The 14,993-nt window shown below is 70.0% G+C and carries 10 protein-coding genes; 4 read left to right on the top strand and 6 right to left on the bottom strand.

Translation table 11 applies throughout. From position 1 onward, the window contains the following. The first annotated feature begins 139 nt into the window (after window positions 1-139). Window positions 140-1,582, top strand: a complete 1,443-nt coding sequence (thrC, locus tag ACE3P2_RS08940; protein ID WP_374263581.1) for a threonine synthase — start codon at window positions 140-142, stop codon at window positions 1,580-1,582. A gap of 90 nt (window positions 1,583-1,672) precedes the next feature. Here thrC and ACE3P2_RS08935 read toward each other — a convergent pair whose 3' ends face one another. Both ACE3P2_RS08935 and ACE3P2_RS08930 read right to left on the bottom strand, forming a co-directional pair. Further along, window positions 1,673-2,329, bottom strand: coding sequence for a response regulator (locus ACE3P2_RS08935; RefSeq protein ID WP_374263579.1), 657 nt, complete (start codon window positions 2,327-2,329; stop codon window positions 1,673-1,675). Window positions 2,330-2,339: 10 nt separating this feature from the next. Then, window positions 2,340-3,629: a histidine kinase gene (locus ACE3P2_RS08930; protein ID WP_374263577.1), complete on the bottom strand. Its 1,290-nt coding sequence runs from the start codon at window positions 3,627-3,629 to the stop codon at window positions 2,340-2,342. A 230-nt stretch (window positions 3,630-3,859) separates the two neighbouring features. Between ACE3P2_RS08930 and ACE3P2_RS08925 the strand changes: the two genes are divergently transcribed. From ACE3P2_RS08925 to ACE3P2_RS08915, 3 genes are all read left to right on the top strand, one after another. Beyond that, the gene (locus tag ACE3P2_RS08925) at window positions 3,860-5,734 is read left to right on the top strand and encodes a methanol/ethanol family PQQ-dependent dehydrogenase (protein ID WP_374263575.1); all 1,875 of its coding nucleotides are present in this window, start codon (window positions 3,860-3,862) and stop codon (window positions 5,732-5,734) included. 119 nt (window positions 5,735-5,853) lie between these two features. After that, window positions 5,854-6,441 carry a pentapeptide repeat-containing protein gene (locus ACE3P2_RS08920; RefSeq protein ID WP_374263574.1) on the top strand — a complete coding sequence of 196 codons (588 nt, stop codon included), beginning with the start codon at window positions 5,854-5,856 and terminating at the stop codon, window positions 6,439-6,441. A 6-nt stretch (window positions 6,442-6,447) separates the two neighbouring features. Beyond that, the gene (locus ACE3P2_RS08915) at window positions 6,448-6,930 is read left to right on the top strand and encodes a c-type cytochrome (RefSeq protein WP_374263572.1); all 483 of its coding nucleotides are present in this window, start codon (window positions 6,448-6,450) and stop codon (window positions 6,928-6,930) included. Here the strand turns inward: ACE3P2_RS08915 and ACE3P2_RS08910 are convergent. The 4 genes from ACE3P2_RS08910 to ACE3P2_RS08895 form a co-directional block, all read right to left on the bottom strand. Next, entirely contained in the window at window positions 6,877-9,930 is a 3,054-nt protein-coding gene (locus ACE3P2_RS08910; RefSeq protein ID WP_374263571.1) for a COR domain-containing protein, read from the bottom strand. The genes ACE3P2_RS08915 and ACE3P2_RS08910 overlap by 54 nt on opposite strands. 581 nt (window positions 9,931-10,511) lie before the next feature. Then, the gene (locus tag ACE3P2_RS08905) at window positions 10,512-10,853 is read right to left on the bottom strand and encodes a YkgJ family cysteine cluster protein (protein WP_374263569.1); all 342 of its coding nucleotides are present in this window, start codon (window positions 10,851-10,853) and stop codon (window positions 10,512-10,514) included. A gap of 54 nt (window positions 10,854-10,907) precedes the next feature. Continuing rightward, a complete protein-coding gene (locus ACE3P2_RS08900; protein ID WP_374263567.1) occupies window positions 10,908-14,288 on the bottom strand; it encodes a PAS domain S-box protein in 3,381 nt (1,126 codons plus the stop codon). A 264-nt stretch (window positions 14,289-14,552) separates the two neighbouring features. Next, the coding region (locus ACE3P2_RS08895) for a TolC family protein (protein WP_374263565.1) at window positions 14,553-14,993 on the bottom strand (441 nt) is incomplete at its 5' end.

The following is a 14,993-nucleotide window of genomic DNA, read 5'->3' as shown; positions in this document are numbered from 1 at the left end:
GGCCCTGCTGGCGGCGGGCGTGCTGGGCTTCGCGGCGGCGCTGCTGCGGGCGCTGGCGGCGGCGCGCTGAGCGGGCGCGGCCAAGGGGCGCCGGCTGTGCTATCTTCCGGGGTTTTCGATTTTTGGATCGGCGAGAACCATGCGCTACATCTCCACCCGCGGCCAGTCTGCCCCCCAATCCTTCTGTGACATCCTCCTTGGCGGCCTGGCGCCGGATGGCGGCCTGTACCTGCCGGAGACCTACCCGCAGGTGACCCGCGCCGATCTCGATGCCTGGCGCTCGCTCTCCTACGCCGAGCTGGCTTTCGCGATCCTGTCGCGCTTCATCGACGACATCCCCGCCGCCGACCTCAAGGCCATCTGCGACAAGACCTACACCGCCGAGGTGTACGGCTACGTGCGCGACGACGCCAAGGCCGTCGAGATCACCCCGGTGCACTGGCTGGAGCCGGGCAAGCTGGGCCTGCTGGAGCTCTCCAACGGCCCGACGCTCGCCTTCAAGGACATGGCGATGCAGCTCCTGGGCAACCTGTTCGAGTACGTGCTCGACAAGCGTGGCGAGCAGATCAACATCCTCGGCGCCACCTCCGGCGACACCGGCTCGGCCGCCGAGTACGCCATGCGCGGCAAGCACGGCGTGCGCGTCTTCATGCTGTCGCCCCACGGCCGCATGAGCGCCTTCCAGCGCGCCCAGATGTACTCGCTGCAGGACGACAACATCTACAACATCGCCGTGCGCGGCATGTTCGACGACGCGCAGGATGTGGTGAAGGCGGTCTCCAACGACCACGCCTACAAGGCCAAATACAAGATCGGCGCCGTCAATTCGATCAACTGGGCCCGCGTCGCGGCGCAGATCGTCTATTACTTCAAGGGCTACTTCGCCGCCACCGAGAACAACGACCAGCAGGTCGCCTTCGTGGTGCCGTCGGGTAACTTCGGCAACATCTGCGCCGGCCACATCGCCCGCCAGATGGGCCTGCCGGTCGCCAAGCTGGTCCTCGCCACCAACGAGAACGACGTGCTCGACGAGTTCTTCCGCACCGGCGTCTATCGCCCGCGCGGCACCGCCGAGACTCACGCCACCTCCAGCCCGTCGATGGACATCTCCAAGGCTTCCAACTTCGAGCGCTTCGTGTTCGATCTGGTCGGCCGCGACGGCGCCAAGGTGCGCGAGCTGTGGAGCAAGGTGGATGCGGGTGGCGCCTTTGATCTGTCCGGTTCCGACGAATTCGCCCGCATCGGCGTGTATGGCTTCGCCTCCGGCAGCAGCAACCACGCCGACCGCCTCGCGACGATCCGCCGCGCCGATGCCGACTACGCCACGGTGATCGACACCCACACCGCCGACGGCCTCAAGGTGGCCCTCGAACTGCGCGACCCGGCAGTGCCGACCCTGGTGCTCGAAACCGCCCAGCCCGCCAAGTTCGAAGACACCATCGTCGAGGCGCTGGGCCGCAAGCCCGCCCGTCCGGCCGGTCTCGAGAACATCGAGGCGCTGCCCCAGCGCGTCGAGGTGATGGACGTGGACGCCGACGCCATCAAGGCGCTGATCGCCCGCACCGTCGACCAGGCGCGCTGAAACGCGCCGCCCCTGCGGCGGCACGGATGGCAGAACGGCCACGGCGCGATCCGTGGCCGTTCTTTTTTTGGGGCGCGCGGGCGCAGCCGCCTAGGCGGGGCGCAGCGGAAAGGCGGTCGGCAGGTCGGTGAGACCGTGGCGAACCGCCAGCCGCAGCAGGTTGAAGTCGTTGTCGACGCCCAGCTTCTGGCGAACCGACGACATGTGGTTGTAAACCGTCTTCTGGCTCAGATGCAGGCGGTTCGCGATCTGCTCGGTGGATTCACCGGTCACCGCCATCCGCAGCACGTCGAACTCCCGCGGGGTGAGGCGCGAGAGGGGTGCCTCGTCCTCGAGGGCGGCGCCGGCGACCACCTGCGCCACTTCGGCGGACAAGACCCGGCGGCCCGCGGCCACCTCGCGCAAGGCGTTCAACATCTCCGCCGGTTCGCTGTTCTTGGTCAGGTAGCCCAGCGCGCCGGCCCGCATCGCCTGCACCACGAAGCTGGGGTTGTCGTGCATGCTCACCACCAGCACCCGCAGCGCCGGCTCCCGCGCCAGCATGCGCCGGGTCGCGTCGATGCCGCTGCTGTCGCGCAGGCTCAGGTCGACCATCGCCACGTCGACACCCCCCTCGCAAAGCCGCGCGTAGGCTTCGTCGGCCGTCGCGGCTTCGCCCACCACCAGCAGGCCGTCTTCGGCGTCCAGCAGCCGTCGGTAGCCATTGCGGACGACGGCATGGTCTTCGACCAACAGGATTCGGATCATCGGACGGCCCTCACGCGGCGCTCAGCGGCAGACTCAGCCGCACTTGCAGGCCGCCCTCCGGCGCGTCGTCGAACCAGCAGCGGCCGCCGGCCATTTCGGCGCGTTCGCGCATCCCCAGCAACCCGCCCCGGGCGCGGTGCACAACGTCCTGTACCTTGCCGACGCCGTTGTCGCACACCGTCAGTTCGACGGCCTTGCCTACCTCGCGGATGCTCAGGCGCACGCTGCTCGCCACGCTGTGGCGCAGCACGTTGGTCAGCGCCTCCTGCACGGTTCGATACAGCGCCAGGCCGGCTTTCGGCGCCAGCGCGGGCAGGGATTCGGGGAAGGTCGCCTCAATGCCGATCTCCGGCGCCCGGTTGCGCCAGCCCACCACCAGATCGTTGAGCGCATCCATCATCTGGAGCCCGTCGAGCCCATGGGGCCGCAGCTCGGAGAGCAGGTTGCGGACGTGCCCGATCATGCGCACCGCTTCGGTCCGGATGTCCCGGGCGCTCTCGATCAGGCTCTCGGTCGAGGCGCGCCCGGCGTTGCGCTCGATGAACGCCGCCGACACGCTGACGGCGGTGAGCGATTGGCCGAATTCGTCGTGCAGCTCACGGGCGAGCTGGCGACGCTCGTTCTCCTGCAGTTCCAGCAGCTGCCGGGCCAACCCCTGGCGCGCCGCCTGCGAGGTTTCAAGGGCGTCGGACATGCGCTCGATCGCCCCCGCGATGGCGGCGAACTCCTTCAGCCGGAAGGCGGGAAGCCGCACCTTGCCTTCTCCGCGCCCCACGCGCACCAGGGCATCCTCCAGCTCGCGCACGGGCTTGAGCGCCCGATGGGCGGCCAGCCACGCAACGACCGCCATGGCCACCGAGAACACCACCAGGGTTGCCATCATGCGGGCGCCATCGCGCAGCACCTCGGCGATTTCCGCCCGGGCATCGGCGCGGATCACCAGGGTGCCGTCGCCCAGCGGAATGCGCCGCTCGTGGGCCTCGCGTCCGCCGGTCAGGTAATCCACCAGGCCGTCGCTTTCGGCACTGCCCTCGGCGCTGCGCGAGTGCTCCATATCGAAGCGCTCCACGCTCAGGGAAACGTGTCGTAATTGACCACTGTGGAGCAACTGCGCCATCTCGCCCGCCCGGTAGTGCTGGGCCGCGCTCACCGCGAGCATCGTGTTCACCAGCCGGGCGGACGCCTCCATCTCCTCGGCCACGTCCTCGCGCAGGGCCAGGCCGACCCACGCGGCGGCGGCAAGCAGCAGCGCCAGCGCAAAACCCAGCACGTAGCCAAAGAGTCTCCATCGCAGATCCATCTTCGGGTCTCCTCGTCGTTCTTTCTTGTGCTCCTCCTGCAGCAACGAACATGCCACGCGGCCGGGTGCCACGCAGGGCGGGAATGGTTCCCGGGCTTGCGGGGAGCCCATCCCGCGACAGGCGCCGAGAGCGCCTCCGATACTGGATTTAGCGCACGGCCAAGGCGTCCAGGGAGGTCGGTTGCCCGGCGCAGCACATCACAACAAACCGGAGACGAGGAGTCACCCACATGATCAGAAGCAAACACGCCCTCAGCACCAGGCCCGCCATCGTGGCCCTCACGCTTGCCGCCTTGTTCGCCGGCAACGCGCAGGCCGCCGGAAAGCCGGTCACCTGGGACGACATCCGCAACGACGACAAGACCCCGGGCGACGTGCTCACCTACGGCCTCGGCCTGAAAGCGCAGCGCCACAGCCCCCTCAAGACGGTGAACACGAAGAACGTCGCCGGCCTCGTGCCGGTGTGGAGCTTCTCGTTCGGCGGCGAGAAGCAGCGCGGCCAGGAGGCCCAGGCGCTGGTACACGACGGGGTGATCTACGTCACCTCGTCGTACTCGCGCATCTACGCCGTCGAGGCCAAGACCGGCAAGCGGCTGTGGGAATACGAAGCGCGCCTGCCCGAAGACATCCGCCCGTGCTGCGACGTCGTCAATCGCGGCGCCGCCATCTACGGCGACAAGGTCTTCTTCGGCACCCTCGACGCCGGCATCGTGGCGCTCAACAAGGACACCGGCAAGGTGGTGTGGAAGAAGAAGTGGGGCGACCACAAGGTCGGCTACACCATGACCGGCGCGCCCTTCGTCGTCCAGGACCAGCACAGCGGCAAGGTGCTGCTGGTGCACGGCTCGTCGGGCGACGAGTTCGGCGTGGTGGGCTGGCTGTTCGCCCGCGACCCGGACACCGGCGAGGAAGTCTGGGCCCGCCCGATGGTCGAAGGCCACATGGGCCGCCTCCACGGCAAGGACAGCACCCCCACCGGCGACGCCAGCGCCCCCACCTGGCCGAAAGGCAAGGACGGCAAGCCCACCGAGGCCTGGCATCACGGCGGCGGCGCCCCGTGGCAGACCGCCAGCTTCGACATCGAGAAGAACATGGTGGTGATCGGCACCGGCAACCCGGCGCCGTGGAACACCTGGCAGCGCACCCAGGAAGGCGACGATCCGCGCAACTGGCCCAGCCTGTTCACCTCCGGCCAGGCCTACGTGGACGCCAGCACCGGCGAGCTCAAGGGCTTCTTCCAGCACACCCCCAACGACGCCTGGGATTTCTCCGGCAACAACTCGGTGGTGCTCTTCGAGTACAAGGACCCGAAGACCGGCAAGCTGGTGAAGGCCTCGGCTCACGCCGACCGCAACGGCTTCTTCTTCGTCACCGACCGGGAAAAGCTGACCAACGGCGCCGGCTATCCCAACAAGCCCACGTCGCTGATCGGTGCCTGGCCGTTTGTGGATGGCATCACCTGGGCCAAGGGCTGGGACGTGGCCACCGGCAAGCCCATCGAGACCGGCAACCGCCCGCCCGAGCCGAAGGCCGGCGCCGACAAGGGTGACAGCGTGTTCGTGTCGCCGCCGTTCCTGGGGGGCACCAACTGGATGCCCATGTCGTACAGCCCGGACACCGGCCTGTTCTACATCCCCGCCAACCACTGGGCAATGGACTACTGGACCGAGCACCTGACCTACAAGGCCGGCTCCGCCTACCTGGGCCAGGGCTTCCGCATCAAGCGCCTGTTCGACGACCACGTGGGCACCCTGCGCGCGATCGACCCGAAGACCGGCAAGATCGCCTGGGAGCACAAAGAGAAGTTCCCCCTGTGGGCCGGCACGCTCACCACCGCCGGCGGCCTGCTGTTCACCGGCACCTCGGATGGCTTCATCAAGGCCTTCGACGCCAGGACTGGCAAGGAGCTCTGGAAATTCCAGACCGGCTCCGGGATCGTCTCGGTGCCCATCACCTGGGAGCAGGACGGCGAGCAGTACATCGGCCTGTCTTCCGGTTATGGTGGCGCGGTGCCCCTGTGGGGCGGCGACATGGCCGACCTGACCAAGCAGGTTACGCAGGGCGGCTCCTACTGGGTGTTCAAGCTGCCCAAATCCACCCGCTGAGCCCGTCTGTCGGGGCCGGGCCCAGGGCTTTGCCCGCGGGCCCGGCTCGACCGCCCGGGTGCCGTGCGCGGGCCGCGCGGCACCCGGTTGGCCTTCCCCCGCCTGGAAAAGGAACCACCGTGTCGTTCGCACCTCGATTGTTGTGGCTGTCGCTCGTCGTCTGCGCCGGGCTCGCCGAGCCCGCCGCCGCCACCGGAAACCCCGCCGAGCCCCAGGTCTATGGCACCTGCGGCATGTGGCCCCACGCCCGCTGTCGTGGCGCCGACCTGCGCCACAAGGATTTGTCGGCCCTGGACCTGGCGGGCGCCGACTTCACCGGCGCCAACCTGGCCCGGGCCGATCTGCGCGCCGCCAACCTGGCGGGCGCCATTTTCGACGGCGCGGACCTGAGCGGCGCGCGGCTCAACAAGGCCAACGCCCCCGGCGCGTCGTTCCGCGGCGCCAGGCTGGTGGGCGCCGATCTCGAGTTCGCCCGCCTGATGCGCGCCGACTTCACCGGCGCCGATCTCACCGCCGCCAACCTGGAAGCGGCCCGCGCCGCCTTCAGTTGGTTCAACACGGCGCGGCTCGTCAACGCCAACCTGCAGGAAACCAAGTTCAACGCCACCGACCTGCGCGGCGCCAACCTGGAAGGCGCCTTCCTGCGCTACACGATCTTTCCCGATTCCACCTTCGAGGGCTGCACCGGCTGCCCCACGGACTGGTGACCGCCCATGCCCCCGCTGATTCGTCTGCTCGCCCTCGTTGCCCTGACGACCGCCGCCCCCGCCGCCATCGCCTTTGAACCCGCCAAGCCGGCCGAGGATCGGCTGCAGGTGGACACTCGCGCATTGCCCCCGCTGCCCCCCGGCCCGCCCGACGAGAATCCCTACCGGGGCAATCCCGAAGTGGTCGCCATCGGTCGCGCGGTGTTCAACCAGACCTGCGCCCGCTGCCACGGCGTGGACGCGGTGAGCAAGCAGCTCCCCGGGCCGGACCTGACCCGCCTCGATCGCGCGTGCCTGCGCATCGCCGATCCGGCGGTCAAAGCCCTGTGCATCGCCGACAACGACGCTTATTTTCTCGACTCGGCGCTCAACGGCAAGGTGCGTGTCGGGGTGACCCACATGCCCGCCTGGAAGGACGTCCTGTCGCTGCCACAGCTATGGGCCGTGCGGACCTTCCTCGAGCAACGGCGCACCCCGGCCAAAGAGTAGGTCGCGGCTGGCGCGATGCCCGCTGCCCGAGTCGCGCAGTGCTTTGACCAACTGGCCCAGTTCCGCACGCACCGCCTCCCAGGCGTTGCGTTGCGGCTTGCTGTCGCGAATCGGCTCGCCCTTGCGCGGCAGCGCATTGAAGCGGCCAAAGGGCTCGTGGGTCCACTGGCATTGCTCCAGCACGATGGGAACCAGCCGGGCCTCGCCCCGGTTCGCGCGCTCGACCGCCCGTTGCACCTCGACGCCGCGGATGTACGCCGAATCGAGGAAGTGGTTGCTCACCAGGAGCAGCACGATGTCCGAGTTCGCCAGTTCGTCGCGGATCGTGTCGTCCCATTCGTCGCCGGGGGCGATCAGCCCGTCGTGCCAGAGTTCGATCAGCCCCTCCGCCCGCTGTAGCTGGCGCAGGCGCATCAGCAGCTCGTCCTTGAAACGCCCGTCCTTGCTGCAATAGCTGACGAACACGCGCGCCTTCCAGCTCCACGGGTCGCGCGCGGCCAGTGCCGAGATGCGGTTCAGTTCGGTGGTCGGGGCCACCTCCACCGAGCCCTGCCGGGTGTTGAGGTAGGACTGCCTGCGCCGGGCCTCGTCCGCTCTCAAGGTGTCCAGCGACATCCAGTCGGCGCCCCCGTCGGCGGCGACCCACAGCTCGGCCTTGGGGTCGAGGCCGGTGATCTCGCCGTGGATGCGCGCGAATTCGCTCTCGATCAAGCCGAGCAGGCCCTGGCGCGCGTCCGCCGGGCCCAGCACCGTCACATTCACCCGGCGGTCCTCCAGGTCTGCCTTGACCAGGGCGTGCGCCTCGCGGTCCGCCAGCACCACGCCGTTGGCCCAGCGGGGCAGCCAGGTGCCCGCCTCCGGGCCCTGGCTCAGGGGGTAGGTGCGGGTGATGAAGCGCGGTAGCAGCCCTTCCGGGACGACCGAATAGCTGAAGCGCAGCCGCGTGGCGTCGCCCGCCTGCCAGTCCTCGCCCAGCTCCGGCTGTTCCTCCGGGAGGCGTTGGGGCACCAGCCAGCGGTCGGCCTCGTCGTTGAGCGGAAAGGCCAGATCGAAGCGCCGCATGAGGTCCACGAGATAGCGCCGCATCTCCGGGCTCTCCTTGGGCAGCACCCGCTCCAGGTCCGCCTGACGCAACTCGGCGGTTTCGGCGTTGGCCCCGTCCCGCAGCAAGGCATAGATGCTGGCCGTGACCCAGCTGGGGTTGAGCACGGTGTTGTCGCGCAGGCGCTCGTCGTCGCCGTAGTTGAGCGCGATGCCCAGGGCGTGGAAAAGCCGCGCCAGCACCGGGGGCGCGTCGGTGGGCACGCCCGCCTTGCGGCAGATCGTCTCGAACGCCCCATAGGCCATGTGGTTGCTGCGTTTCTGGCGTCTTTCGATGTCGTGCTTGATGCGCCACCACGCCAGGGGGATCGGCTGGCGCACCTCGGACATGCCCCCGATGGTGTCGCGCAGCAGGCTTTGCAGCGGTTCGAGGCCGTGGCCGCCCTTGCACTCGGTTTCGACGAAACCGGCGATGAAGGGGTATTTCTCCTTGAGCCCGTTGCGGTCGAGCTTGAAGCCCGGCGGCGCCCATTTGTTGAGGGCGATCACCACCGGCGAGGTCCTGCCGTCCGAGCCGGTGCCGAAGGCCTGGATCAGGCGCAGCCAGTAGTCGGCGTCGCTGCGCTGCAGATCGCCCCGCCCGGTGAGCACCAGGAGGTACACGCTGCGCTCGGTGAGGAAGAACTGGTGGGTGGCATGGGTGATGACCTGCCCGGCAAAGTCCCACACGTTCACCCGCACGTCGAGGCCGTTGCAGTCGAGCGTCCACGGGGTGATGTCGATGCCCTGGGTTTCCTTCGGCGGCTTGCCGAAGCGCATCCCGCGCAGCCGCCGGATGAGGGTGGTCTTGCCGCTCTCGCCGCGCCCCACCACCAGCAGTTTCACCTCGGCCAGCGGCTTGCCGTCGAGATCGCGGCTCGAAAAGTAGTGGGCGAGGATGGCCTTGGTCCGCGTTCGCGCCCGCGTCTCATCCTCGACGCCGTGCCGCTCATACCAAGGGCGGTACTTGCCGAGGACGGAGTCGGGAATGTCCAGCGCCGGGTTGCCCTGCAGCATCAGCGAATCCAGCGGCGCATCGCGCAGGGTGTCGGGGAGCGTGGTCAGCGCGTTTTGGGCCAGATCGAGATCGCGCAGGGCGGGCAGTGCCGCGATGGCGTCAGGCAGTGTAGTGAGCTGGTTGCGCGAGACGTCGAGGCGCTGGAGTTGGGCGAGCTGCCCGAGGGCTTCGGGCAGGGCGGCGAGCTGGTTGCGCGAGACGTCGAGCTGCTCGAGTTGGGCGAGCTGCCCGAGGGCTTCGGGCAGGGCGGTAAGCTGGTTGTTCGAGGCGTCGAGATGCTTGAGTTGGGCGAGCTGCCCGAGGCTTTCGGGCAGTGAGGTGAGTAGGTTGCCCCTGACCAGGAGGGCTCGGAGTTGGGTCAAGTCACCGATGGTATCGGGCAGCGCGGCGAGGCCGATGTGCCGGGCAAAAAGGAACCAGAGTCGCGGGAGCTGCCCGATTGATGCGGGTAATGGGCCGAGCGGGTTCTCCGAGATATCGAGACTTCTCAGTGCGGTGAGGCGTCCGACGGCCGGAGGCAGTACGGTAAGCCGGTTCCTCCAGGCCGCGAGCGATTCAAGCTGGGCTAATCGGCCGATGGCGTCCGGTAGCGCGACGAGTTGGTTTAGCGAGACGTCCAGCTGTCGAAGTCGGCTGAGTTGTCCGATGGCGTCGGGCAGGCTGGTGAGGCCGTTACCACCTAGATCCAGTTCTTCCAGCAGGCCCAGTTCGCCGATGGCCTCGGGCAACCGTCCCAGCGGGTTGACGGAAAGGTCGAGGTGGCGCAGGGACCGCAGCGTGAACACCGCGGCCGGGATGTCGGTGAGTCCGAGGTTGGAGAGGTCCAGGGCGGGGGCGTCTTCTTCGGCGGCTGCGCGGATGCGCCGCTCGGCTTCTTGCAGTTGGGGGACGGCGTCGGGCATGGGGCGGAATGGCGGGTGGGTTTGCCCATAGGATAACGCGCGGCGCCAGGAGGGGGTGAGGGGCGCGGGAGGGCGCGCACCGGCGATGCGGCTGCGAGGTGGTAGGGCTGTCCGGCGCCGCCGTGGCAGGCCCGCTGGCGCGCTCGCTTTGCATTGATTTTATTGATCGCCTGGGGGCGGGGTGTGCGCCTGCTCCGGGATTTACCGCTTTGCGTAAGACTTTGCGCCGAAAGGGTTTTTGGGATTTCGGGGTGCCCGAGGGCAAGCCGGGGCGGCGTGGGGCGGTCTTTGCGCGACATGAAAAAAGTGCTGCCAGACGTCTGGCAATCGCTGCGAGACATCCCGCAAGCGCTGCCAGACGTCCCGCGAAGGCTGCCAGACGTCCCGCGAAGGCTGCGGGATGCCCCGCAACCGCTCAGAGACGTCCGGCAACCCTTGCCAGACGTCTGGCGAACGCTGCCTCACGTCTGGCAGCACTTTTTTCATGTCGCGCAGGGGTTTTTAGATGTCTGGCAGCCTTTGCCAGACGTCGTCCGCGGGTTTTTCGATCAGCGGATTCGATGGCGTGGCGACGCGGGGTGTCAGGCGGGCTGGCGGGGGGCGTCGCCAGGCAGCGCCGGCAGGCCGTGGTGGGCGCGGGCTTTGGCGCACTGGCTGTCGCCGGCTTCGACTTCGCGGCAGGGGCTGGGGCGGTGGGGGTAGATGCGGCAGCCGGTGCGCTGGCCCACGCGGCCGTCGAGGGCGGCGCAGTGGGGGGCGGCGCGGTTGGTGCCGGCCATGCAGCTGAAGTGGGCGTTGACCTGCTCGGTGAGTTCGGCGGGGATGGCGCGGGTGTCGGCTTCGGCCCAATAGAAGGAGACGCGGAAGGTGGCGCAGCAGGCGCCGCAGTCGAGGCAGGGGTTGGTGGGCGCGGCGGACGGCATGGACAGGTGGGGGAGGGGGGGGGGCGCGGATTCTGGCACGATCCGCGCCGTCGATCATCCCCGCCAGGGGGCGCTGGCGGCGACGAGGGCGGCGATCTCCTCGCCGATGGCGAGGAGCGCGGCGTCGATGCCGTCGGCGTCGTCTTCGATGGCGCGTTCGAGGCGGCGTGCGCTGTCCATCAGGTCGAGGGCGCACAGGAAGCCGGCGTTGCTGCCCAGGGTGTGCATGCGCCGGGCGGCGCTTTCCCGGTCGCCGCGGGCGAGGTCGTCGCGGGCGCGTTCGGCGGCGTCGGCGTTGTCGTCCACGAACATGGCGAGCAGGTGCAGGAACATCTCGCGGTCGCGCCCGAGGCGCTGGGCGGCCCGCGGGCCGTCGATGCCGGCGATGTCGGGAAAGCCGGCGTCGTCGGCGCGGGCCTGGGCGGCCGGGCTCGGGCGGGCGGCGGGGCGGGGCTTGATCCAGCGCAGCAGCATGGCGGTCATCTGCTCCAGGTCCATGGGCTTGGGCAGCACGTCGTTGGCGCCGGCGGCGCGGGCGGTGGCTTGTTGCTCGTCGCGCACGCCGGCGGTGAAGGCGAGCACCGGCAGGTCGATGAGGCCCAGTTCGCCGCGGATCAGGCGGGTGGCGGTGAGACCGTCCATGACCGGCATCTGTACGTCCATCAGCACTGCGTCGAAGCGGCCGGGGCGGGTGCGCAGCAGTTGCACGGCCTGCTGGCCGTCGGCGGCGAGGGTGGCGGTGGCGCCTTCGAGGGCGAGGGCGCGTTCGACCAGGTCGCGATTCATGGCGCTGTCGTCCACCACCAGCAGGTGGGCGCCGGCGAGGCGGGGGCCGGTCGGGGCGGGGGCCGGGGCGCTGGCGGCGGCCAGGCTGCGGGCCTGGGCTTCGCTGCCGCGCGCGAAGGGGAGCTCGAACCAGAACCGGCTGCCGTGGCCGGGCTGGCTGTCGGCGCCGATGGTGCCGCCCATGAGTTCGGTGAGGCGCTTGCAGATGGACAGGCCGAGCCCGGTGCCGCCGAAGCGGCGCCCGATGCCGGCGTCGGCCTGGGCGAAGGGGGCGAAGAGGCCGGCGAGGGCGTCGGGGGCGATGCCGATGCCGCTGTCGCACACTTCGAAGCGCAGGCGCACGCCTTGCGCGTCGCTGTGGAGCAGGCCGACATGTACCGCGACCTCGCCGCGCTCGGTGAACTTGATGGCGTTGCCGGTGAGGTTGAAGAGGATCTGCTCGAGGCGCAGGCCGTCGCCCACCAGGGTGCCGATGGCGGCGGTGGGGGCGTCGATGTGCAGGGCGAGGCCCTTGGCGCGGGCGTTCTGGCCCATCAGGCTGTCGAGGCTGGCGAGCAGGGCGGGCAGGTCGAAGGGGCGGTGCTCGATGCGCAGCTGGCCGGCTTCGATCTTGGAGAGGTCGAGCACGTCGTTGAGGATGGCGAGCAGCGACTGGCCGGCGCCGCGGATGCGCTCGACCATCTCGTGCTGGGCGGGGGCGAGGGGTTCGCGGGCGAGCAGTTGGGCGAGGCCGAGCACGGCGTTCATGGGCGTGCGGATTTCGTGGCTCATGTGGGCGAGGAACTCGCTCTTGGCGGCGTTGGCAGCCTCGGCGGCGGCGGAGGCCTGGCGCAGCTGGTGCTCGTAGCGCTTGCGTTCGCTGATGTCGCGGGTGACGCCGACGACTTCGACGGTGGTGCCGTCGGCGCCGACGAGGGGGCTGGCGGTGACGTCGGTCCACACCGTGCTGCCGTCCTTGCAGCGTTGCTCGAGTTCGCCGTGGAAGGGGGCGAGGGGCTGGCCGGCGGCGAGGCTGGCCTTGAGCCCGGCGAGGTAGGCGCTGGCGAGGGCGAAGGAGTCGGGGGTGAGCACGTCGCGGATCGACTGCCGCAGGACTTCGTCGGGGGTGTAGCCGCGCAGTCGCTCGACGGACGGGCTGACGTAGGAGTAGCGGCCGTCGAGGTCGAGGGTGAGGATGACGTCGATGGCGTTGTCGGCGAGCAGGCGGTGGCGCGCTTCGCTGATGCGCAGGCGTTCGGCCATCTCGCGGCGGGCGGTGATGTCCTCGACGATGACGAGGTAGCGTGGCGGGGCGTCGTCGCCCACCCGCACCGGCGCGCAGGTGAGGCTGACCCACACCACCGAGCCGTCGGGGCGCAGGTAGCGCTTGTCGAGGCAGTAGCCGTTGAGCTCGCCGCTGCGCAGGCGGGCGGTCTGGGCGAGGCTGGCGGCGCGGTCGTCCGGGTGGGTGAAATCCGCCGGGTCGAGGCCGGGCAGGGCCTCGGGGGCGCGCCCGATGATGTCGGCGAAGCGCCGGTTGCCTTCGATGATGCGCCCGTCGTGGGCGCCCACCAGCACGACGCCCAGCGGGGCTTGCTCGAAGATCACCCGGAAGCGCGCCTCGGCGGCCTGGCGGGCCTGCAGGGCGGCGACTTCCTGGCGCTGGCGGGCGCGCCGCCACAGCAGGTAGCCGCCGGAGTAGGCGAGCAGCAGGCCGAGCCCGAGGACCAGCCCGGTGGCCCAGGTGACGGTGCGGATGCCGGCGTAGGCTTCGGTTTCGTCGATCTCGGCGATCATCAGCCACGGCGTGCCGCCCACCGAGGCGGCGTAGGCGAGCACCGGGACGCCGCGGTAGTCGCGGCCGCCTTCGAGGATGCCCCGCTCGCCTCGGGCGGCGCGGGCGGCGGGCATCGCCGGGCGGTCGAGGGGCAGGGTCACGCCGAGGGCGGCGTCCTGGTGGAAGCGCAGCGGGGTGAGGAAGCGCACGTCGTGGCCGTCACGTCGCACCAGGTAGGTTTCGGCGGTGCGGGTCGGGACCGGCCACGACACCACCAGCGGGTTGAGGGTCTGCTCGGCCTTCCAGGTCACGTAGGCGACGCCCAGCGGCACCATGTCGGGGGAGCCGATGGGGGCCAGGACGCCGTACTGCACCTTGCCGTCGGCGCTGCGGTGCAGGTCCACCAGCTCGACCCGCGGCCGGCGCAGGATGTCCTGGACCCGCGCGGCGTGCGGGCGGATGTCGGCCTCGCCCACCACGAAGGCCGGGCGCGCCTCGGCATCGGCCACCGCGAGCCCGGCCCAGCCGCGGGCGGTGGCCATGTCCTGCATGAGGCGTTGCATCTGCTGGAGGCTGCGGGTGTCGGTGCGTCCGCCGCGGGTCCAGGCGCTGAACAGGATTTCGAGCTGGGAGTGGCCGTAGAAGGCGAGGTCGGCATCGATCCGCGCCTCTTGGAGCGAGGCTTCGATCTGCTGGCGCTTCTGCTCGGCGATGACCGCCAGGGTGCGCTGGGTTTCGCGGCGGATCTCGTCGCTGAGGTAGCGGTAGCCGACGACGCCGAGGGCGCCCAGCAGCAGCGAGATGACGAGCAGCGGCAGCACGAAGCGCACCCACTGGCGGCGGGTTTCGCCGGCCGGTCGGGCGGGGGAGGCGGGAGCTGGGGCTGTTGTCATGCTGGCGGATACCGCGCGGGTGCGAAGCCGGAGGGTCGGTGCTGCGATGCGGCCGGTTGGTGCCGGGGGGCGGAACGCTGCCCCGTGACAGGCGGCCGATGGCCGGCGCTGTGCCCGTTTTGCCGAATTCGTGAAAAAACCAAAAAGCGCGGGTCGGGCGCGATTCTTTCCCAGACGCCTGGAAAACTCAAGTTCTAAAACTTGATCTGCGGAGCAGTAAAAATGATGCGCCGCCGGGCCGAGCGGGCGGATCGGCCGGCGGGCTTACGGGTGGTCGTGGTCGCCGTCGTGCTCGTCCATGTCCACCGGCCACAACTTGTGGGCGTCGAGGAGCAGGCGGTAGCGGGCTTCGCTGGCGTCGAGGCCGGCGAGGCGGGCGGCGAGGCGGGCTTCGTGGGCGAGGCGGCGGGCGTTGAGGGTGTCGGTGAGGCTGCCTTCGCCGAGCTGCCAGGCCCGCTCGGTGAGGTCGGCGCTCTTGCCCAGTGCGTCGGCGGCGGCCTGCTGGCTTTGCCAGCCGGCGTGGGCGGCGCGGGCGCGGCGGTGCAGGGCGGCGGCTTCGGCCTCGACCTTGCGCAGCACCGCGGCTTCGCGCCAGGAGGTGGCTTCGGCGCTCGCGACGGCGGCATCGGCGTCGGCACGGCGACCGGCGCCGGACAGGGGAATCGCGAGGGTGACGCCGAGCAGGCGCTCTTCGCCGTCGCGCTC

Origin of the sequence: Zoogloea sp., from assembly GCF_041911615.1 — a bacterium.
Lineage (GTDB): Bacteria > Pseudomonadota > Gammaproteobacteria > Burkholderiales > Rhodocyclaceae > Zoogloea.
The sequence above is the reverse complement of the archived record's forward strand: the minus strand, read 5'-3'. Positions and strand labels throughout refer to the sequence as shown.

Coding starts and splice junctions, on each gene's coding strand:
- ACE3P2_RS08900 (WP_374263567.1), bottom strand. CDS start 14,288: ATGACAACAGCCCCAGCTCCCGCCTCCCCCGCCCGACCGGCCGGCGAA.
- ACE3P2_RS08915 (WP_374263572.1), top strand. CDS start 6,448: ATGCCCCCGCTGATTCGTCTGCTCGCCCTCGTTGCCCTGACGACCGCC.
- ACE3P2_RS08935 (WP_374263579.1), bottom strand. CDS start 2,329: ATGATCCGAATCCTGTTGGTCGAAGACCATGCCGTCGTCCGCAATGGC.
- ACE3P2_RS08930 (WP_374263577.1), bottom strand. CDS start 3,629: ATGGATCTGCGATGGAGACTCTTTGGCTACGTGCTGGGTTTTGCGCTG.
- ACE3P2_RS08910 (WP_374263571.1), bottom strand. CDS start 9,930: ATGCCCGACGCCGTCCCCCAACTGCAAGAAGCCGAGCGGCGCATCCGC.
- thrC (WP_374263581.1), top strand. CDS start 140: ATGCGCTACATCTCCACCCGCGGCCAGTCTGCCCCCCAATCCTTCTGT.
- ACE3P2_RS08905 (WP_374263569.1), bottom strand. CDS start 10,853: ATGCCGTCCGCCGCGCCCACCAACCCCTGCCTCGACTGCGGCGCCTGC.
- ACE3P2_RS08925 (WP_374263575.1), top strand. CDS start 3,860: ATGATCAGAAGCAAACACGCCCTCAGCACCAGGCCCGCCATCGTGGCC.